Below are 19,367 nucleotides of genomic sequence, written 5' to 3'. Positions count from 1 at the left end.
TGCGATGGTCGTTTTAAGACACTAACGAGGTGAGGCCTAATGACGCGCCGTGATGACGCGCCGTGATGCAAAACAACTTGTGATGCAAACCTGTGATGCACAACTTGCGCCAGAATCCGGAAAATAAAAAAGCTGCTGAACCCGGGCCAGTGTCTTACAGGCGTGTTCAACAGCTTTTTTATGTATTCGGTTGGCTGGGGAGGAAGGATTCGAACCTTCGCATGCCGGAATCAAAATCCGGTGCCTTAACCAGCTTGGCGACTCCCCAACTATCTTGCAATCCAATTCCGCAACGGATGTTCAGCTAACCCAGTACATGCCTGCACTAACCGAAACCGTGGATGCGTTTGGCTGAATGTTTTATCAGCGCCGCGCATTATAGCGGTAATTTCTTGTTCTGCCAAAACGGCCTGCGATGTTTCGGAAAATTCGGCGAATAAACACGCCCCCGATCCCGACATGCGAACAGGGAAACCCCGCTCTGCAAGCCACCGCGATGCCCCAAGCACTTCAGGGTAAAGACGGTAGACCACCGGCTCCAAATCATTTCTTCCGTAAAGCGAATTCCCGAAGGTTTCGCTGGGCAAAAATGTTTGCGAAGCAAGAAAGTCCGCTATTGTGATGTAAGAAGAATCCCTTGTCAAATCGGGTGCCGAAAAAATTCCAACAGTCGGCACGCTGGCATCGGGTTGCGCGACCAGATAGGCGCGGTCGGGCAGCGTCACGGCCGTGAGATCTTCACCAATGCCTTGCGCGAAGGCCGATTGGCCAAAGACAAAGACGGGCACGTCCGCGCCCAGCGGCAGCGCCAGCGCCATCAGTTCCTGGCGCGACAGTCCCGTGTTCCACAGCTTGTTCAACGCGATCAGGACCGATGCCGCATCGCTGGATCCGCCGCCCAGGCCGCCGCCTTGCGGGATGCGCTTTTCAAGGCTGATCTGCGCGCCCTGGCGCGTGCCCGTGGCCTTCTGCAGCGCGCGCGCGGCGCGCACGGTGAGGTCCTGGTCTTCGGGAACGCCCGGCAGATCCGTCGCGCGGCTGATGACGCCATCGGCTCGCACGTCGAAGTGCAGCGTGTCGCACAGGTCGATGAAGCGAAACACCGTCTGCAGCAGGTGATAGCCGTCGGCGCGGCGGCCCACGACATGCAGAAAGAGATTCAGCTTGGCGGGAGCGGGAACGTCGTAGAGAGTCACGGAAAGACAACCGTTGCGGGACAATCCGTCATTCTAGCCAGACGGGCCGGCGCGCCGCGAAAGACGGCGCGCCGGCTGGGGCATGGCCATGCGGGGCCATGCCTGGCCGTGCGAGCACGGCGCGTTGCGGTTACGCGAGCTGCGGCGTGACGCGGCCGCTCAGCCTGGCGGCGGGCGCGTCGATGACCTGTCCGGCCGGCAGCTTGAATACCGCGACGGCGCCGGCCAATTGGCGGGCCTGCTCTTCCAGCGCGCCGGCCGCGGCGGCGGCTTCTTCGACCAGGGCTGCGTTCTGCTGCGTCACACTATCCATTTGCGAGACCGCGCGATTGACCTGATCGATGCCAGTGGCCTGCTCTTCAGAAGCGGCCGAGATCTCGGCCATCAGGCTGGTCACGCGCTGGACGGATTCGACGATCTCGCGCATCGTGGCGCCCGCGTTTTCGACCTGCTCGGAACCCACGCCGACCTTCTGCGCGGAGTCCTCGATGAGCTGCTTGATTTCCTTGGCGGCGGCGGCGCTGCGCTGGGCCAGTGTGCGCACTTCGCTGGCGACGACGGCAAAGCCCTTGCCCTGCTCGCCGGCGCGGGCGGCTTCGACGGCCGCATTGAGCGCCAGGATGTTGGTCTGGAACGCGATGCCGTCGATCACGCCGACGATATCGGCAATGCGCGACGAGCTGCCGGAAATGGCGCGCATGGTTTCGACCACGCTGGACACGGCTTGCCCGCCGCGCTGCGCAACCGCTTCGGACGCGGCGACCATGCGATTGGCTTCGCGCGCGGTGTCGGCGTTCTGCTTCACGGTGGTCGCCAGTTCTTCCATGCTGGCCGCGGTTTCCTCGAGCGATGCGGCCTGCTCTTCGGTGCGGCTGGAGAGGTCGGTGTTGCCGGAGGAGATTTCGCGGGCGCCGACGTTGATCTCGTCGACACCATGGCGCACGGCGGATACGGTTCGCACCAGGCTGTCCTGCATGCTCTTGAGCGCGCCGAGCAGCGCGCCGATTTCGTTCTTGCCATGGTCGGCGATGCGGCGCGTCAGGTCGCCTTCGGCGATACGGCGGAAGACCTCGCCGGCCTCCAGCAGCGGACGCACGATCATGCGGCGGATCATCACTTGCGCGCCCACGGCCATCGCCAGGCCCAGCGCGAGGATGCCGGCCAGCAGCGAACTGAACAGCTTGTGGAACATGGAGATTTCATCCATGACCGCCTGCCCGGTGCTCTCGGCGCGCTGGATGAAGGCGTCGCGCTCGCTCACGAGGCGCTCCTGGACCGATTGCGTGCCTTGCTTGAAATAGGCATCCATGTCGCCCGCTTCCAGCACCCTGCCGACGCTTTGGAGGTTGGCGCTGAACTTGGTGTAGGCATCGATCAGCTTGGCCGACTCGGCTTTTTCCTCGGCCGACAGGCCGCTGGAAAAGCCCTGGAAGGCACGATCGGCGGACACGATGCGCTGGCGCGCGGCCTGCAGCGACGTCGTATCGCTGGCATTGCCCTGCGCGACGCGCGTGGCGAAACGGCTGAGGTCGGTGCGGGCCGCCACGAGGGACAGCGACGCGGAGTTCACCGCGTTGACCTGCTGCGCCGAAAGGCGATAAAGCTGTCCGACGTCCTGGTTGGTTTGCCGCAGGGCGAGAAAGCCCATGCCGCCCACCAGGAGCTGGAAAGTGAAAAATACCGCGATGATTCCCAATAGCACCGTCGCGATGCGCGTGTTTCTGAACATTGGCCATTCTCCATAAGGGTGGCGGCAGACGAGTGTCGCCCCCACGCTGCGCAGGGCGCGAACCGCGCCCCGGCACAGGGGAGAATTATTCAGTCAGGGCAATATATTTCAAGCGGTAACATGGCCGATTTTGCGGCGCTTATTCGCTTGATTGGAAAAGGGGCGATGTGATAAGGGTTAACCCGAATCTCGCCCCCCCCCAAGAAAAACACCGCCAGCCGGCGCCCAGATCAGGACTGGTTCACCACCAGCCGCACCAGGATGCGGCGCCCCGGCTCCTGGCGTTCGAGCACCAGCATCTGCGGCCCCAGCATGTCGTAGCGCGAGAGCGTGGCGCGCCAGCCGCCCTGCGCGAAGGCGACGGGACGGCCCTGGTCGTCGCGTTTCACGTCCGTGGCTTGCGGATCGGCCGGCAGCCTGCCGCGCAGCCAGTCGCGCAGGCCCGACACCGGCATGCTGCTGCCGAACGCGTCTTCGGCGAGCGCATCGGGATTGTCGGCGACCAGCCGGGTCCCGTCGGCCTTGGTCAGGCTGGCGGCGCCGGGCCGGCCTTCGACCCGCGCCTCCGTGGAGCCCAGCGGATTGGTCAGGTCCAGGACGTAGCGTCGTCCGTCGTCGAACCAGGAAAAGCCGCCCTGGACGGCGTTCTGCTTGCCGTCTTCGTCGTTGACGGTGATGGCGAAACGGCCGATGCGCGAAAACGCATCGGCGCCTCCGCCTTCGATGGGTTTGGGCAGCGACGTGCAGGCGGCAAGCAGGAAAGCCAGCAGCGCCAGTACCGCCCAGCGCAGGCCGGCCATCACGTCGCGCAGCCCCCGGAACACGACCGTCACGGGTTGACCCCCAGGCGCTTGGCGACGTCCAGGACGGTCTTGTTCCTCGGGTCCTTCTGCAGCGCCGCGCGCAGCAGTTCAGTGGCCTGGTCGCGCTTGCCCTGGCTCCAGAGCACCTCGGCCAGATGCGCGGCGATGTCGGCTTCGGGGCGCACGCTGTAGGCGCGGCGCAGGTAGTCGGCAGCGGCGGTGGTGTCGCCCATGCGGAACTTGACCCAGCCCATGCTGTCCAGGATGAACGGATCGTTGGGCGAAAGCTCCAGTGCCTGCGTGATCAGGTCCAGGGCCTCGGGCAGGCGCTGGTTGTGGTCGGCCAGGGTGTAGCCCAAAGCGTTGTACGCATGCGCGTGGTCGGGGTCCAGCGCGATGACCTGGCGCAACATGCGCTCCAGGTCGGCCAGGCGGTTCTGGCGTTCGTACAGCATCGCCAGTTCATATTTGATCTCGACCGTGTCCGGCAGCGCCTGGTCGGCGGCTTCCAGCGCCGCGACGGCCTGCCCGATCCGGTCCGCGTCGCGCAGGATCTGCGCCTTGGTCAGCGCCCCCAGCGCGCGTTCTTCTTCGTCTTGCGGACCCGCCGAGTTGATCATGGCCAGCGCGTCATCCACGCGGCCGCTCTTGGCGCGCAGGACGGCCTGGCGCATGCGCACGGAATAACGCAGCGTGGGGTCGTCGATGCGGCCGAGTTCGGCGATGGCTTCTTCGTAGAGGCCCTGGTCTTCGGCGATGCGCGCCAACAGCACATGCGCATCAGCGGCGGCCGCGCCGGCGTCGGTGGCGCCCGGCACGGTGGCGCGCTGGCGCTGGTTCTGCACCTCGAGGTATTGCCGCAGCAGGGTCTTGGCCTGCGAGAGCTGTCCGGACTTGTAGGCCAGCTGGGCCTGCATGAAGAGCAGGTCGAAGTCTTCGGGCGAACGGCGCGACATGGCCTGGAGTTCAGCCAGTGCGCCGTCGTAGTCGCCGCTGTCGGCCAGTTGGCCGGCCAGCATCAGGCGCACCTTGCGCGCGCCCGGATTGCGGTTGATGAAGGCGCGGGCTTCGGCCTGGGCGCGCTTGGGATCCACCCTGGAGCCGTATTCCAGCACACGCTGGGCGGCGCCTTCGGACCTGGGGTCCGCGGCCAGCGCGGCGCGCGATTCCTGCGCCGCGCGCTCGTAGTCGCCCGCGGCGGAAGCCACGTCCGCCAAGGCCAGGTGGGCCGCGGGCAGCTTGCGCACGTTGTCGCTGAGGGATTCGTCGAGGATGCGCAGGGCAAGGCGGCGGTCGTTCAGCCGGCTCAGCACCGCGAGCGCCTGGCCGATGGCGGCCGGCTTGTCGCTCGACGAGTCGATGCGCTTGCGCAGCGCCTGGGACAGGCCCTTGGTCTGGCCATTGGCCGCGGCCAGCGCCAGCTCGGTGGAGCTGGCTTCGACGTCGTTGGGCGCCAGGCGGGCCCACACGCGGGCCGCTTCCAGGGCGCCGGGAAGATTGCCGCCGGCAAGCTGGAATTCCAGGCCGCGCCGGGCGAGGCGCGGGTCGCCGGTGTCCCGGGCCAGGCCGACCATGGTGGTGGCCGCGGTGCCGTACATGCCCCGCTGGGCGGCGATTTCGGAAGCCAGTACGCGGTAGAAGATATCGCCGGTCAGCGTCACGTAAGGCAATTGCCCCGGCCGCAGGCGGATGACTTCGGTTTCAGGTTGGCGGCTTTGGGGAGCCATCCGGGGCCCGGTCGCATCGCGCGTCCGGCCGTCGGCGGCCTGGGCCGGCGGGGCCATGATTGCTGCCAGCGCAAGCCCCAGCGCGGCGATCCCGATATTCATTTGTTTAAAAGACGACTTCACGCGGCCCGTCCGGTTGATGGCACAATCTTCGTACACGCAATTGATGATCTTACACTGGCTCATGCCGGAACTGCCTGAAGTCGAAACCACGCGCCGAGGAATCGACGCCGTCATCACCGGCCGGACGCTCACGCGACTGGTCGTTCACGAACCCCGCATGCGTTGGCCCATTCCGCCCGACCTGCCGTCCCTGATCGGCGGACGCACCGTGCTGGAATGCGCGCGACGCGGCAAATATCTGCTGCTGCGCTTCGAGCATGGCACCCAGATCGTGCATCTGGGCATGTCGGGATCGCTGCGCAGCGTGTCGCCGGGCGAATTCCTGCGCAAGCACGACCACGTCGAATGGATCTTCGACGGCGCGGTGCTTCGCCTGCACGATCCGCGGCGCTTCGGCGCGGTGCTTTGGCATGCCGACGCCGACGGCCCCATCGACGCGCACCCGCTGCTCGCCAAACTGGGCATCGAGCCCTTCGACCCGCGCTTTGACGGGGCCTGGCTGCACCGGCACTTCAGGAACCACTCCGCGGCGGTAAAGCAGGTGCTGCTGGCCGGCATGGCGGTCGTGGGCGTGGGCAACATCTACGCGTCGGAAAGCCTGTTCCGGGCGCGCATCAATCCCAAGACCCCGGCGAACCGGCTGTCGCTCGCCCGCTGCGAGCGGCTGGCCGACATGGTGCGCGCCACGCTGGCCGACGCATTGACCTCGGGCGGCAGCACCTTGCGCGACTACGTGGGCGCGAGCGGCGAGCCGGGCGCGTACTTCGAGATCCACGCGGCCGTCTATGAGCGCGAGGGCCTGCCGTGCCGGATCTGCGCCACCCCGATCCGCCGCTTCGTCCAGGGGCAGCGGGCCACCTATTACTGCCCGAAATGCCAGCGCAACTGAGCCGCTTCAGCCCCGCCGCCCCCGGGAAATCCCCGTGCCGCTTTGAGGATTCGTTTATAGCAAACGTATTGCACGAAAACTAACGCGGGACTATATTTCCTTCCACACCCCTATTCCTATAACAGTGGAAGGAGCCTCCATGAGCAAGCAATTCGCCTCGCACGCGGACTTGGACGACAAGGTCGTCTCGTTCGAAAAGCTGTCCGACAACGCCTACGCCTACACGGCCGAAGGCGATCCCAACACGGGCGTGATCATCGGCGACGAGGCCGTCATGGTGGTCGACACCCAGGCGACCCCCGTCATGGCGCAGGACGTGATCCGCCGCATCCGCGAAGTCACCGACAAGCCCATCAAGTACATCCTGCTGTCGCACTACCACGCCGTGCGCGTGTTCGGCGCGTCGGCCTACAACGCCCAGGAAATCCTGGCCAGCCGCGACACCTACGACCTCATCGCCGAACGCGGCGAGCAGGACAAGGCCAGCGAGATCGGCCGCTTTCCGCGCCTGTTCCGCAACGCCGAGTCGATTCCGCCGGGCCTGGTCTGGCCGACCATGACGTTCAAGGGCGAAATGACGGTCAACCTGGGCAACCTGGAAGTCAAGCTGCTGCAGGTCGGCCGCGGGCACACCAAGGGCGACACCATCGCCTGGCTGCCCGAGCAGAAGATCCTGTTCGCCGGCGACCTGGTGGAATACCAGTCCACGCCCTACTGCGGCGACGCCTACTTCCGCGACTGGCCCACCACGCTGGACGCGCTGTCGGGCTTTGAAGCCGAAAAAATGGTGCCCGGCCGCGGCCCGGCGCTGAAGAACGCCACCGAAGTGCGCCAGGGCCTGGCCGGCACGCGCGCCTTCCTGACCGACCTGTACGGCGCCGTGAACCGCGGCGTGGCCGAAGGCAAGGATCTGAAGACGATCTACCGCGAGGTCTACGACTTCATGAAGCCGCGCTACAGCGACTGGGTGATCTTCGACCACTGCATGCCGTTCGACGTGTCGCGCGCCTATGACGAGGCCACCGGCTACACCGATCCGCGCATCTGGACCGACAAGCGCGACCTGGAGATGTGGGCCCAGCTCGAAGGCTGATCCCCGGGGCGCCCCGCCCTGCCTGCAAGAACCGGACACGCGCGCCCAGCGCGGCGCAGCGTGTCCGCATAAATAAAAAAATGACCCACACAGGAGACAACCGTGGGAGACATCGATTTTCAGGCGATGGAGTTCGCCTATGAAAAACACGCGGACCAGACCGCCAGCGAACTGGCGCGCCATCGGGTCGTGGTGGTGGGCGCCGGCCCGGTCGGCCTGACCACCGCGCTGGACCTGGCGCGCCAGGGCGTGCATGTGGTGGTGCTGGACGACGACTGCCGCCTGTCCACCGGCTCGCGCGCCATCTGCTTTTCCAAGCGCACGCTCGAAATCTGGGACCGCCTGGGCGTGGGCCAGCGCATGATCGACAAGGGCGTGTCGTGGAACGTCGGCAAGGTGTTCTTTCGCGAACAGGAGGTCTGGCGCTTCGACCTGCTGCCCGAGCCCGGCCACCGGCGCCCCGCGTTCATCAATCTGCAGCAGTATTACGCGGAAGGTTATCTGTACGAGCAGGTTCGCCAGCAACCTGACATCGACCTGCGCTGGAAGAACAAGGTCGCCGGCGTCGTGCAGGGCGACGATGGCGTGACGCTGACCGTCGAAACGCCGGAAGGCCCCTACACCCTGCATGCCGACTGGCTGATCGCCTGCGACGGCGCGCGTTCGCCGGTGCGCAAGCTGATCGGCCAGGAAAGCCATGGCCGCATCTTCCGCGACCGCTTCCTGATCGCCGACGTCAAGATGACGGCCGATTTCCCGTCCGAACGCTGGTTCTGGTTCGATCCGCCCTTCCATCCGAACCAGTCCGTGCTGCTGCACCGCCAGCCGGACAACGTCTGGCGCATCGACTTCCAGCTCGGCTGGAACGCCGACCCCGTCGAAGCCGTCAAGCCCGAGAACGTGCTGCCGCGGATCCGCGCCCTGCTGGGGCCCGACGCGCAGTTCGAGCTGGAGTGGGTCAGCGTGTACACCTTTGCGTGCGAGCGCATGGACAAGTTCCGCCATGGCCGCATCGTGTTCGCAGGCGACGCCGCGCACCGCGTATCGCCCTTCGGCGCGCGCGGCGCCAACAGCGGCGTGCAGGACGCCGAGAACCTGGCCTGGAAGCTCAAGCTCGTGCTGGCGGGCCTGGCGCCCGACACGCTGATCGACAGCTACGGCGCCGAACGCGAATTCGCGGCCGACGAGAACATCCTCAACTCCTCACGCGCCACCGATTTCATCACGCCCAAGAGCGACATCAGCCGCAGCTTCCGCAACGCGGTGCTCAACCTGGCCAAGGACCACGCTTTCGCGCGATCGCTCGTCAACAGCGGCCGTCTGTCGCTGCCGGCCACGTATGCGGCGTCGCCGCTGAACACGCCAGACGCCGATTCCTTCAGCGGCCGGATGGTGCCCGGCGCGGTGGCCCTGGATGCGCCGGTGCAGGCCCGGGGCGAGCCGGGCTGGTGGCTGTCGCAGCTGGATGGCGGGTTCGTGCTGGCGCTGTTCTGCCTGGACGCGCTACCGGACCGCGCCACGCTGCAGGCGCTGCAGGCGCTGCAGGCCCTGCGCATGGCGCCCGTCCCGATCAAGGCGGTGCTGGTGGCCGGCGCGCAGACCGACGTGTCCGAGGCGCCCGCGGACCTGGCCGTGGTCCGGGACAGCGAAGGCCTGCTTGCCAAACGCTACGACGCGCAGGGCGGCACCGCCTACCTGATCCGTCCCGACCAGCACATTGCCGCGCGCTGGCGCGCCTTCAACCCCGAAGCCGTTGCCGCCGCCGTCCACCGCGCGACGGGCCGCGCGTGAATCCGGAGGCCTTCCCCATGCTTATCACCGAAACAAACCTGGGCGCGCCGGACGACTTCTACGAAGCGCTGATCGACGCCCACCGCGACCTCTCGAACGAACAGAGCCAGGAGCTGAACGCCGCGCTGATCCTGTTGCTGGCGAACCACCTGGGCGACCTGGCCCTGCTGAAGGAAGCCCTGCGTCATGCGCGCGCTTCCGTGACGCAGGCTGCCTGACGCGCCGAGGCCGCGGCCGCGCGCCGCGTTCAGGACCCGACCGCGAAGGTGTTGACGATCAGGGCGCGCAGCCATTGGTTGCCGCCATCGCGGTCCACCCTGCGCTGCCAGTACATATTCGTCTGCAGCGCGGGCACCTTCAGCGGCGGCGTCATGAAGCGCAAGCCGAACGGGGCGGCGGCGCTGGCCGCCAGCTTTTCCGGCACGGTGGCCAGCAGGTCCGTCGCGCTGACGATGTAGGGCACCGCCGAGAAATGCGGCACGCTGAAATGGTCGGCCAGTTCCACGCCGGCCCGCTCCATCGACTGGTTGACCTGCCCATAGGGCGCGGCGCGCGACACGATGAGATGGCGTTCCGCCCGGAACGCCTTGATGCCCATGCCGGCGTGCGCGGTGGGATGGGCCTGGCGGAACAGCGTGGCGTAGCCCTGGCGGAACAGCATCCGCTGCAGCGTGCCCGCCCCCATGTCGTCGAACGCCCCGATCGCCAGATCGACGCGGCCCGACTCCATCTCGCGCGGCAGGTCCGGCCCCAGCACCCGCACCGAGTCGATGCGCACCTGCGGCGCCCTTTGCACGCAGACTTCCATCAGGCGGGGCATGAAGTGGATCTCGCCGACGTCCGTCATGGCGACGCGAAAGCGCCGGCTGCTGGTGGCCGCGTCGAACACGTCCTGGTCCCGCAGCGCCTGCGACAGCATCCCCAGCGCTTCGCTGACCGGCCCGGCCAGGCGCTGGGCGCGCGGCGTCGGCAGCATGCCCTGGCCGGTGCGCACGAAGAGTTCGTCCCCGAACGCCGCCCGCAGGCGGCGCAGCGCATTGCTGACGGCGGGCTGCGAGAGGTCCATGCGCCGGGCCACGGCCGACAGGTTGCGGTCTTCCAGCAAATGCTGGAACAGCAGCAACAGGTTCAGGTCCACATTACGCAACTCGGCCATAGGCGCCCCCTACTATTCACAAAATTTATAGTCGCTATTTTTGCATTCCCGTAGCCGCAAGAGGGATTTTTTCCGAAAATGCCATATCGGCTCGGGACACGCCCGTCCCGCCAACCACGCCAGGCCGCGCGGCCAAGCACCGCGCACGCCGCCAAGGAGGATTCCATGGAACTGCAATACCAGACCGGCTTCGGCAACGAATGCGCGACCGAGGCCTTGCCCGGCGCCCTGCCCGTGGGCCGCAATTCGCCGCAGCAATGCCCGTATGGCCTGTATGCCGAACAGCTGTCCGGCACCGCCTTTACCGCCCCGCGCGCCGAGAACCGCCGGTCCTGGCTCTACCGGATCCGCCCGGGCGCCCAGCACAAACCGTTTGAAGCCTTCGATGGCGCGACGGGTTGGCTGAGCACCTTCGGCCACGGCCCGGTCACGCCGAACCAGCTGCGCTGGAGCCCGATGCCGATCCCCGACGCCCCCACCGACTTCCTGGAAGGCGTGAAGACCTGGGGCGGCAACGGCGGGCCCGACGAACAGGGCGGCGTGGGCATTCACCTGTACGCCGCCAATCGCTCGATGCAGGGCCGCTACTTCTACAACGCCGACGGCGAGCTGCTGCTGGTCCCGCAGCAGGGGCGCCTGCGCCTGGCCACCGAACTGGGCCTCATCGACCTGGAACCGCTGGAAATCGCCGTCATCCCCCGCGGCGTGCGCTTCCGCGTGGAACTGCTGGATGGCGTCGCGCGCGGCTACATGCTTGAGAACTTCGGCGCGGCCCTGCGCCTGCCCGAACTGGGTCCGATCGGCTCGAACTGCCTGGCCAACGCGCGCGATTTCAAGTCGCCGGTGGCCTGGTACGAAGATGTGGAAGGCGATTTCGAGCTGATCGCCAAGTTCACGGGCGGCTTCTGGCGCGCCTCGATCGACCATTCGCCGCTGAACGTGGTGGCATGGCACGGCACGCATGCCCCCTACAAGTACGACCTGCGCAACTTCAATACCGTGGGGTCGATCAGCTTCGACCATCCCGATCCCTCGATCTTCACGGTCCTGACCGCGCCGTCCGACACGCCGGGGACGGCCAACATGGACTTCGCGATCTTCCCGCCGCGCGTCCTGGCCATGGAGAACACGTTCCGTCCGCCCTGGTTCCACCGCAACATCGCCAGCGAATTCATGGGCCTGATCCAGGGCGTGTACGACGCCAAGGCCGACGGATTCGCACCGGGCGGCGCCAGCCTGCACAACTGCATGAGCGGGCACGGCCCGGACGCGGAGACCTTCGAAAAGGCTTCCCATGCAGACACCAGCAAGGCGCACTACATCCGCGACACGATGGCGTTCATGTTCGAGACCCGCCGCGTCATCCGCCCGACGGAACAGGCGCTGTCATCGGTAGAATTGCAGGGCGACTACTACCGGTGCTGGCAGGGCATCGCAAAGCATTTCGATCCCAAGAAGGCGTGACGCGCCCGCGTCCGCCTTCCCCGCCGGCGGCGATGCGCGCAAGCGCATCGCCGCTTGGCGTTTGATTCATCCGGCGCCAGATCGGCCCGCGCGCCGGGCCAGCCCCTCATAAACACACTGAAAGAGACACGCAGCCATGACCACCGCGATCAACGAAACCCACGACCCGTCCTTGAAGAGCTGGCTTGCCAGCGCCAATGCGGACGCCTCGGATTTCCCCGTCCAGAACCTGCCCTACGCCTCGTTCCGCCGCAAGGGCACGCAGGAATCCTTCCGCCCTGGCGTGGCCATCGGCGACCAGATCCTGGACCTGGCCGCCCTGGCCGCCCAGAAGCCGTTCGAGGGCCTGGCCGCCGAAGCCCTGGCCGCGTGCGCCACCGACAGCCTGAATGCGCTGATGGCCCTGGGCCAGCCGCACTGGAGCGCCTTGCGCCTGGCCCTGTCGCGCGCGCTGCGCGAAGGCGCCGCGCTGCGCGCCACGGTCGAGCCGCTGCTGGTCGCGCAGGCCGACGCCGAATACACCACGCCCGCCCGCATCGGCGACTACACCGACTTCTACATTTCGGTGCACCACGCCACCGCCGTGGGCAAGCAGTTCCGCCCCGACAATCCCCTGCTGCCCAACTACAAGTGGGTCCCGATCGGCTATCACGGCCGCGCCTCCAGCATCGGCGTCGACCAGAAGTTCCCGCGCCCCGTCGGCCAGACGCGTCCCGCCAATGAAGGCGAAGCGCCCCAATTCGGCCCCTGCGCGCGCCTGGACTATGAGCTGGAGCTGGGCATCTTCGTCGGCACGGGCAACGCCCAGGGCGAACGCATCGATCTGGCCGACGCAGACGCGCACGTGTTCGGGCTGTGCATCCTGAACGACTGGTCGGCGCGCGACATCCAGGCCTGGGAATACCAGCCGCTCGGTCCCTTCCTGTCGAAGAACTTCGCGTCCACGATCTCGCCGTGGATCGTCACCATGGAGGCGCTGGAGCCGTTCCGCACGCAATGGAATCGCGGCGCGGGCGAGCCGCAGCCCATGCCCTACCTCGCCTCGGACGCCAACCGGGCCAAGGGCGCGTACGACGTGCAGATGGAAGTGCTGATGACCACCGAGCAGTCCCGCGCCGCGGGCACGCCGCCGGCGAAGCTGTCGAGCAGCAATTTCCGCGATGCGTACTGGAACATCGCGCAGCTCATCACGCACCACACCGTCAACGGCTGCAACCTGCAGCCGGGCGACATGCTGGGCACCGGCACGCTGTCGGGCCCGCGCCCCTCGGAAGCCGGTTCGCTGCTGGAGCTGAGCAATGGCGGCAAGTCCCCGTTCGACCTGCCCTGGGGCGAGAAGCGCACGTTCCTGCAGGACGGCGACCAGATCATCATCCGCGCCGAATGCGTGAAGGCGGGCTATCCGCGCATCGGCTTCGGCGAGTGTTCCGGCGTCGTGCTGCCGGCGCGCGTCTGACGCCCCGCCGCCCGGAAATCCGCCAGGTCAGCTAGTTGGCCGGCGGGTTTCCGGCGCGCGCGACGAGCCCTTCGATCTCGTCGTCCTTGGCCTGCCACTGCTGGCCGAGCCATTGGTGGAACGTGGTGCGAAAAGCCTTGTCGCGGGTGTAGTCGGCTTCGCAGAACGCCGGCGGCACCGGCAACTGCCGCATGCGCACCACCACCTGGCCCGCGCGCCCGCAGGCAAAGTCCCAGAAGCTGGGCGCGCCGTCCGGATAGGCGATGGTGACGTCGATCATCGACCGAAAGCGCGCGCCCATGGCGTTCAGCGACACCGCCAGCCCGCCCGCCTTGGGCTTGAGCAGATGACGGTAAGGCGAGCCCTGCGCATCGCGCTTGGCTTCGGAAAATCGGGTGCCTTCGGCAAACACCATCACGCTGGTCGGCACCAGCGAAAACTTCGCGCAGGCGCGGCGCGCGGCCTCCTGGTCCTGCCGTCCCAGATCCGGATTCTTGCGCAACGCGGCCTTGCCGTGCCGCTTCATGAAGGGAAAGTCCAGCGCCCACCACGCCAGCCCGATCACGGGCACGTAGATGAGCTGTTGCTTGAGAAAGAACTTGAGCAGCGGGATGCGCCGGTTCAGCGCGTATTGCAGGACGAAGATGTCGACCCACGACTGGTGGTTGCAATTAACCAGATACCAGTCGGCATAGCGCAGGTCCTTGTTGCCCTGGATATCCCAGCCCTGCGGCTGGATGCGCACGAACCAGCCGGTATTGCAGGACACCCACGCCGTGGCGATGCCGTTGAGCACCGGATCGACGCGCCGCCGCACCGCCGCGAAAGGCAGCGCCAGCTTCAGGAGCGACATGGGAAACAGCAGCAGGCACCAGAACAGCGTGTTCGCGGCCAGCCATACCGAGCTGAAGACGCCCGTGATCCATGCAAGCCGGCCGCGCGGCACCGGAATCGCCATGGGGCGGCGTGCGCGCGGCGCGCTGCCCTGGGCCTGAGTCAGAGTCGCCGGAGCGGCGCGGGAAGCTCCGGAGGACGGGTTCGGCGTTGTCATGGCCGCCAGTGTGCTATCGACCCGCGAAATCCGGCTTGAGCAGGATCAAGGCGGCTGGCCGCGCCGGACGCGGCACATGGCGGCGGGGTCATGGCCAAGGTCAAAGTCAAAGTCAAGGTCACGGCAGGCGGTACTTTTCCTCGCGGTACACCCAGCTTGCCCACAGCGCATGCGCCAGCGCCTCTTGCGTCAATGCGGGATCCGCGGGCTCGACCGGCGCGTAGGTTTCATCGCGCCCCACCGGCGCCGCCTCGTAGCGGAACTGGCGCGGCGCCTTGGCGGGCTCCAGCACCAGCAGCTGATCGCCCTGCAGATACCCGAAATTGTCCGCGTACTGCATGATCGCGCGGTTCGGGTCGCGTTGCGTCAGGTCCGCGCCCAGCATGGGATTCACGTTGTCCAGGCCGATCAGCGACAACAGCGTCGGCGCCATGTCGATCTGGCTGACCAGGCGCTGATCCTGCCGCGGTTCAATGCCCGCGCCCAGGATCAGCGCGGGGATCTGGAAATGCCGCACCGGCACCGGGATGGACCCGTACACGCGCGAATCGTGGTCCGCGATGACGAGAAAGACCGTGTTGTCCCAGTACGGCGCCTTGCGCGCCTTGTCGAAGAACTGGCCCAGGGCCCAGTCCGCGTAGCGCACCGTGTTGTCCACCGTGGCCGGGTCGCCCACGGGCTGGATGCGTCCGGGCGGATACTCCCACGGCGAGTGGTTGGTCACCGAGAACGCCAGCGTGAACACCGGCTTGTCGCCGTCGGCGCGCAAGAGGCGGTCCACCTGGTTGAACATGTCTTCATCCGACGCGCCCCACGATCCCTCGAAGACCGGGTCCACGAACTTGGGACGGTCCACGATCTCATCGAAGCCGTTGCCCAGGAAGAACGCCCGCATGTTGTCGAAGTGGGACTCGCCGCCGTACACGAAGCGCGAGTGGTACCCGTGCTTGCCGAGCAACTGCGCCAGCGTGAAGAACCCGGTCTGCGAGCGCGGCAGCTTGACCACCGCATCGGCCACGCTGGGCAGAAAGCCCGCCGTCACCGCCTCGATGCCGCGCACCGACCGCGTGCCCGTGGCGTAGGCGCGATGGAACATCCACCCTTCCTTGCCCAGCCTGTCGATGTTGGGCGTGAGGTCGCGTCCGCCCAGGCTGCCCACGTACTGCGCGCCCAGGCTTTCCTGCAGGATGATGACCACGTTCAGCGGCTTGTCGCGCCGCACGGTCGCCTTCTGCTCGTGCAGGCTGGGCAGGGCCGGATCCAACGGCGCGCCGGTGATGCCGGCTTTTTCGCGCACGATGGCGTTCATCTCGTCGACCGGCATCTTCGGGTACATCGCGGCCGACGAGCGTTCGTCGCGCATGCGATACGCCGCGTCGAACACGCTGTACAGGGAATTGAGCGCCAGCGCGTTCACCATGGCGTCCGAGCTGAAGGCCACCTTGGCGGGATTGATGGGCCGATGCTCCAGCGTGCCGCGCGCGCCCAGGAACACCAGCGCCAGGATCACGAACGACGCGACCGGACGCTTCCACCACCCCATGAAGGCATCGCGCGAGCGGGTCGGGAAGAGCTTGACCGCAAGCCACGCCGCGACAACCAGCACCACGAAGGACGCCAGCAGCACGCCCTTGTAGCCCTGCCACAGCATCGAGCCGACTTCCTTGGGGTTGAGCAGATAGATGAAGTAGAGGCGATTGGGCCGCGTGTCGTATTCGGCGATGAACTGCGGCGTCGAGACCTCCAGCAGCACATACAGCATCCACCAGACGCGGAACCACCACGCGGTGATGCGCGCGGCCAGCGGCCGGTGCCCGAACCACGGCGAAAACACCGCCGGCAGCGCAATCACCATGGACAGCAGGCACACGTCGATGCGCAGTCCGCCGAACATGAGCGGCCCGAGGCCGCCGGCGGCCTCGACGCGGTCCCACATCCAGAAGGCCAGTCCCAGCCGCGACAGCGTCAGCAGCGCCAGGATTGCGAGGATGAAGCGTATGGTCAGATGGCGCATGGCGACGCCCTCCGCGCCGGGCGCGATGCCTGACCCCGTGAAGAAAAAAACCTGCCGTGTGTGCCGTATGAACCGTGTATGCCGCGCAAAACCATGCCGCCTCGATGACCAGAAAATGAACCGCGCCAAGAGTAACGCGGTTTAGGCGGATCACCGGCGCGGCGGCTGGCTCAAACGTTGTACGACATCACATATGCGTCGTTCGAGATGCCAGTGTGCCCGCGCGGCTACTGCGCCCGGCGCAGGCGCTCGCGGCTGTTGCTCAGGTGCGTGCGCATCGCCGCGCGCGCCGCCTCGGGATCCTGGCGCGTGATGGCGCTGTAGATGTCTTCGTGTTCGAGATTCACGCGCGCCAGATAGGCGGCGCGGTCTTCGTGCGCGAACTTGGCGGAATTGATGCGGGTGCGAGGGATGATGGCCGACCCCAGATGCGACATGAGGTCCGCGAAATACCGGTTGTCAGTGGACTGGGCCACCAGCAGATGGAACTGGAAATCGGGCGTGATGGTATCGCCGCCGCTATCCAGCGCCTGCTTGAAGGCATCGAGCGCGCGCCGCATGTCCTGCAATTGCGTGTCGCTGCGCCGAATGGCCGCCAGGCCCGCGGCCTCGCTTTCCAGGCAGATGCGCAGCTCCAGCAGCACGAGGACATCGCGCACGGTGGCGATGTCCGCGGGGTCCACGCGGAAGTCGCCGCCGCCGCTGGGCTCCAGCGCGTAGGTGCCCACGCCATGATGCGTTTCGACCAGCCCCGATGCCTGCAGGCGCGACAGCGCCTCGCGCACGACGGTGCGGCTTACGCCGAACTGACGCATGATTTCAGACTCGGTGGGCAGCTTGTCCCCGGGGCGGATTTCGCCGCTTCGGATGCGTTCGGAAATGCTCTCCACCAGGCCTTGCGCCAGGTTGCGGGGACGACGCTGCGGCAAAACAGAGGTATCGACAGGAGCGTTCATCAGGGATTATCCGAAAGCGGTTGCGCAGCGCTTGACGCTGAAAAATGGCGTTCATTATACTTTGCGACAGTTGTACGATAACGTACCAGACAAGTCCACTCCACCGCGCCATAACCCGAGCGTTGCGTCATGAGCCGAGCTGTCAACAACATGCCTGCATCACCCCGGTGTCCTCGTTTGTTGTTGACCGGCGCCGCCGGCAACCTGGGCCTGGTACTGCGTCCCCGATTGAAAGCCCATGCGGACATCCTGCGCGTCTCCGACGTCGCGCCCATGGCCCCCGCCCAAGCGGGCGAGGAAGTCGTCCCCTGCGATCTGGCCGACGCGTCCGCGGTATCGGCACTGGTGCACGGCGTGGACGCCATTGTCCATCTGGGCGGCGTGTCGGTGGAGCGGCCCTTCGAGGAAATCCTTCCCGCCAACATCCAGGGCGTCTACAACATCTACGAGGCGGCCCGCCTGCACGGCGTGCAGCGCGTCGTGTTCGCCAGCTCCAACCACGTCATCGGCTTCTATGAGCAGGGAAAGATGCTGGACGCCGACGTGCCGCTGCGCCCCGATGGCTACTACGGCCTGAGCAAGGCCTATGGCGAAAACCTGTCCCGCTTTTATTTCGACCGCTACGGCATCCAGACCGTGTGCCTGCGCATCGGCTCGTCGTTCCCCGAACCCAAGGACCGGCGCATGCTGGTCACCTGGCTCAGCCACGACGACCTGACGGACCTGGTCGTGCGGTCGCTCTTCACCCCGGACGTCGGCCACCTGATCGTGTACGGCGCCTCGGCCAACCGGGACAGTTGGTGGGACAACCGCGGCGCGGCCGTGCTGGGCTTTGCGCCCAAGGACTCGTCCGAGCGGTTCCGCGCGCAGGTCGAAGCGCAGCCGCCGCTGGCGGCGGACGATCCCGCGGCGCGCTATCAGGGCGGCGCCTTCGTCAAGGCCGGCCCCTTCCCTTTCCCCAACGCCTGAAGACCGTCCATGCCCATGACCGCAGAACGTATAGGAACGGTATTGTGCGGCGTGGGAGAAAGCCCCGTCTGGCGCCGCGCCGACCAGGCCTATTACTGGACCGACATTCCCGGCAAGGCGCTCTGGCGCTGGACACCCGCGACCGGCGCCTTCGCGCAGTGGGCGCTGCCGCAGATGGCCGGCAGCATCGCGATGCGCGGCGACGGCTGGCTGCTGGCGATGGAAGACGGCCTCTATGCCTGCGACGCGCTGCGCGAGGACGAGCCATGCATCCCGCGCCGCCTGGCCGCCGTGGCCCACGCCGCCCCCAACATGCGTTTCAATGACGGCCGCTGCGACCGGCAGGGCCGGTTTCTTGCCGGCACCATGGTGATGGCCATGAGCCTGGCCGACCCCGCGGGCGCGCTGTACCGCCTGGACGATCGAGGGATGTCCGTGCTGCTGGACGGCCTGATCGTGCCCAACGGCCTGGCCTTCAGCCCCGATGGCCGGACCATGTACCTGTCCGATTCGCACCCCTCGCGCGCGACGGTCTGGGCCTTCGACTACGACACCGCGACGGGCGAACCGCGCCACCGCCGCGTCTTCATTCCCGCCCTGCCGGCCGGCCGCCCCGACGGCGCGGCCGTGGACGCGGACGGCTGCTACTGGATCTGCGGCAACGATGCCGGCAAGGTGTACCGCTACACCCCCGACGGCCGCCTGGACCGCACCCTGGACGTGCCCGCCGCGAAGGTCGCGATGTGTGCCTTCGGCGGCGCCGGCCTGGACACGCTATTCGTCACATCCATCCGTCCCGCGAACGCCGCCCCCGGCTCGCCGGATGGTGCGATATTCGCCCTGCACCCCGGCGTGCAGGGCCTGGAGGAACCCGCCAGCGCCGGTTAGCACCCGATCGGCGCCGTGTCGCGCGCCACCCCGAGCAGGTCAGTGCATATCAAAGAGCTTCG

Annotated in this window: 16 protein-coding genes and 1 tRNA gene; 8 read left to right on the top strand and 9 right to left on the bottom strand. The window is 66.9% G+C overall.

Features of this window, described 5'->3' with window-relative positions; all coding sequences use genetic code 11:
* Window positions 1-191: 191 nt before the first annotated feature.
* The 5 genes from ACZ50Q_RS04680 to ACZ50Q_RS04660 all read right to left on the bottom strand — a co-directional run bounded on the left by ACZ50Q_RS04680 (window position 192) and on the right by ACZ50Q_RS04660 (window position 5,641).
* Window positions 192-268, bottom strand: a tRNA-Gln gene (locus ACZ50Q_RS04680).
* 1 nt (window position 269) lies between these two features.
* A complete protein-coding gene (ispE, locus tag ACZ50Q_RS04675) occupies window positions 270-1,196 on the bottom strand; it encodes a 4-(cytidine 5'-diphospho)-2-C-methyl-D-erythritol kinase (RefSeq protein WP_464080721.1) in 927 nt (308 codons plus the stop codon).
* Window positions 1,197-1,326: 130 nt separating this feature from the next.
* Complete coding sequence (locus tag ACZ50Q_RS04670; RefSeq protein ID WP_076516734.1) at window positions 1,327-2,925, bottom strand: methyl-accepting chemotaxis protein; 1,599 nt, start codon at window positions 2,923-2,925, stop codon at window positions 1,327-1,329.
* Between the two features lie 230 nt (window positions 2,926-3,155).
* Window positions 3,156-3,725 carry a lipoprotein insertase outer membrane protein LolB gene (lolB, locus tag ACZ50Q_RS04665; protein ID WP_464081950.1) on the bottom strand — a complete coding sequence of 190 codons (570 nt, stop codon included), beginning with the start codon at window positions 3,723-3,725 and terminating at the stop codon, window positions 3,156-3,158.
* Window positions 3,726-3,754: 29 nt separating this feature from the next.
* Complete coding sequence (locus tag ACZ50Q_RS04660; protein WP_076516736.1) at window positions 3,755-5,641, bottom strand: tetratricopeptide repeat protein; 1,887 nt, start codon at window positions 5,639-5,641, stop codon at window positions 3,755-3,757.
* On the opposite strand from ACZ50Q_RS04660, the gene mutM reads away from it, so the two are divergent.
* The 4 genes from mutM (at window position 5,640) to ACZ50Q_RS04640 (ending at window position 9,569) form a co-directional block, all read left to right on the top strand.
* Window positions 5,640-6,467, top strand: a complete 828-nt coding sequence (mutM, locus tag ACZ50Q_RS04655) for a bifunctional DNA-formamidopyrimidine glycosylase/DNA-(apurinic or apyrimidinic site) lyase (protein WP_092581130.1) — start codon at window positions 5,640-5,642, stop codon at window positions 6,465-6,467. The genes ACZ50Q_RS04660 and mutM overlap by 2 nt on opposite strands.
* A 139-nt stretch (window positions 6,468-6,606) precedes the next feature.
* Window positions 6,607-7,560, top strand: a complete 954-nt coding sequence (locus tag ACZ50Q_RS04650; protein WP_464080720.1) for an MBL fold metallo-hydrolase — start codon at window positions 6,607-6,609, stop codon at window positions 7,558-7,560.
* Window positions 7,561-7,662: 102 nt separating this feature from the next.
* On the top strand, window positions 7,663-9,351 hold the full coding sequence (locus ACZ50Q_RS04645) for an FAD-dependent oxidoreductase (RefSeq protein WP_464080719.1): 1,689 nt from the start codon (window positions 7,663-7,665) through the stop codon (window positions 9,349-9,351).
* Between the two features lie 17 nt (window positions 9,352-9,368).
* Complete coding sequence (locus tag ACZ50Q_RS04640) at window positions 9,369-9,569, top strand: DUF2783 domain-containing protein (protein WP_076516743.1); 201 nt, start codon at window positions 9,369-9,371, stop codon at window positions 9,567-9,569.
* 29 nt (window positions 9,570-9,598) lie between these two features.
* On the opposite strand, the gene ACZ50Q_RS04635 is transcribed toward ACZ50Q_RS04640, so the two are convergent.
* Complete coding sequence (locus tag ACZ50Q_RS04635; protein ID WP_464080718.1) at window positions 9,599-10,507, bottom strand: LysR family transcriptional regulator; 909 nt, start codon at window positions 10,505-10,507, stop codon at window positions 9,599-9,601.
* Window positions 10,508-10,672: 165 nt separating this feature from the next.
* Here ACZ50Q_RS04635 and hmgA point away from each other — a divergent pair, with 165 nt between their 5' ends.
* Window positions 10,673-11,971 (top strand): homogentisate 1,2-dioxygenase, encoded by a 1,299-nt coding sequence (gene hmgA / locus ACZ50Q_RS04630; RefSeq protein WP_092581124.1) that lies wholly within the window; start codon window positions 10,673-10,675, stop codon window positions 11,969-11,971.
* A 136-nt stretch (window positions 11,972-12,107) separates the two neighbouring features.
* The gene (gene fahA, locus ACZ50Q_RS04625) at window positions 12,108-13,427 is read left to right on the top strand and encodes a fumarylacetoacetase (RefSeq protein WP_076516748.1); all 1,320 of its coding nucleotides are present in this window, start codon (window positions 12,108-12,110) and stop codon (window positions 13,425-13,427) included.
* A gap of 31 nt (window positions 13,428-13,458) precedes the next feature.
* Here fahA and ACZ50Q_RS04620 read toward each other — a convergent pair whose 3' ends face one another.
* From ACZ50Q_RS04620 to ACZ50Q_RS04610, 3 genes are all read right to left on the bottom strand, one after another.
* The gene (locus ACZ50Q_RS04620; protein ID WP_464081949.1) at window positions 13,459-14,373 is read right to left on the bottom strand and encodes an acyltransferase; all 915 of its coding nucleotides are present in this window, start codon (window positions 14,371-14,373) and stop codon (window positions 13,459-13,461) included.
* A 223-nt stretch (window positions 14,374-14,596) separates the two neighbouring features.
* Window positions 14,597-16,492, bottom strand: a complete 1,896-nt coding sequence (locus ACZ50Q_RS04615) for an LTA synthase family protein (protein WP_464080717.1) — start codon at window positions 16,490-16,492, stop codon at window positions 14,597-14,599.
* 227 nt (window positions 16,493-16,719) lie between these two features.
* Complete coding sequence (locus tag ACZ50Q_RS04610) at window positions 16,720-17,448, bottom strand: FadR/GntR family transcriptional regulator (RefSeq protein ID WP_076516754.1); 729 nt, start codon at window positions 17,446-17,448, stop codon at window positions 16,720-16,722.
* 129 nt (window positions 17,449-17,577) lie between these two features.
* Here ACZ50Q_RS04610 and ACZ50Q_RS04605 point away from each other — a divergent pair, with 129 nt between their 5' ends.
* Window positions 17,578-18,417 (top strand): NAD-dependent epimerase/dehydratase family protein, encoded by an 840-nt coding sequence (locus ACZ50Q_RS04605; protein ID WP_464080716.1) that lies wholly within the window; start codon window positions 17,578-17,580, stop codon window positions 18,415-18,417.
* A gap of 9 nt (window positions 18,418-18,426) precedes the next feature.
* Entirely contained in the window at window positions 18,427-19,305 is an 879-nt protein-coding gene (locus tag ACZ50Q_RS04600) for an SMP-30/gluconolactonase/LRE family protein (protein WP_464080715.1), read from the top strand.
* Window positions 19,306-19,367: the final 62 nt, after the last annotated feature.

The organism is Achromobacter sp. T5-5 (assembly GCF_055397965.1).
This window is presented reverse-complemented; position numbering and strand designations above follow the sequence as displayed.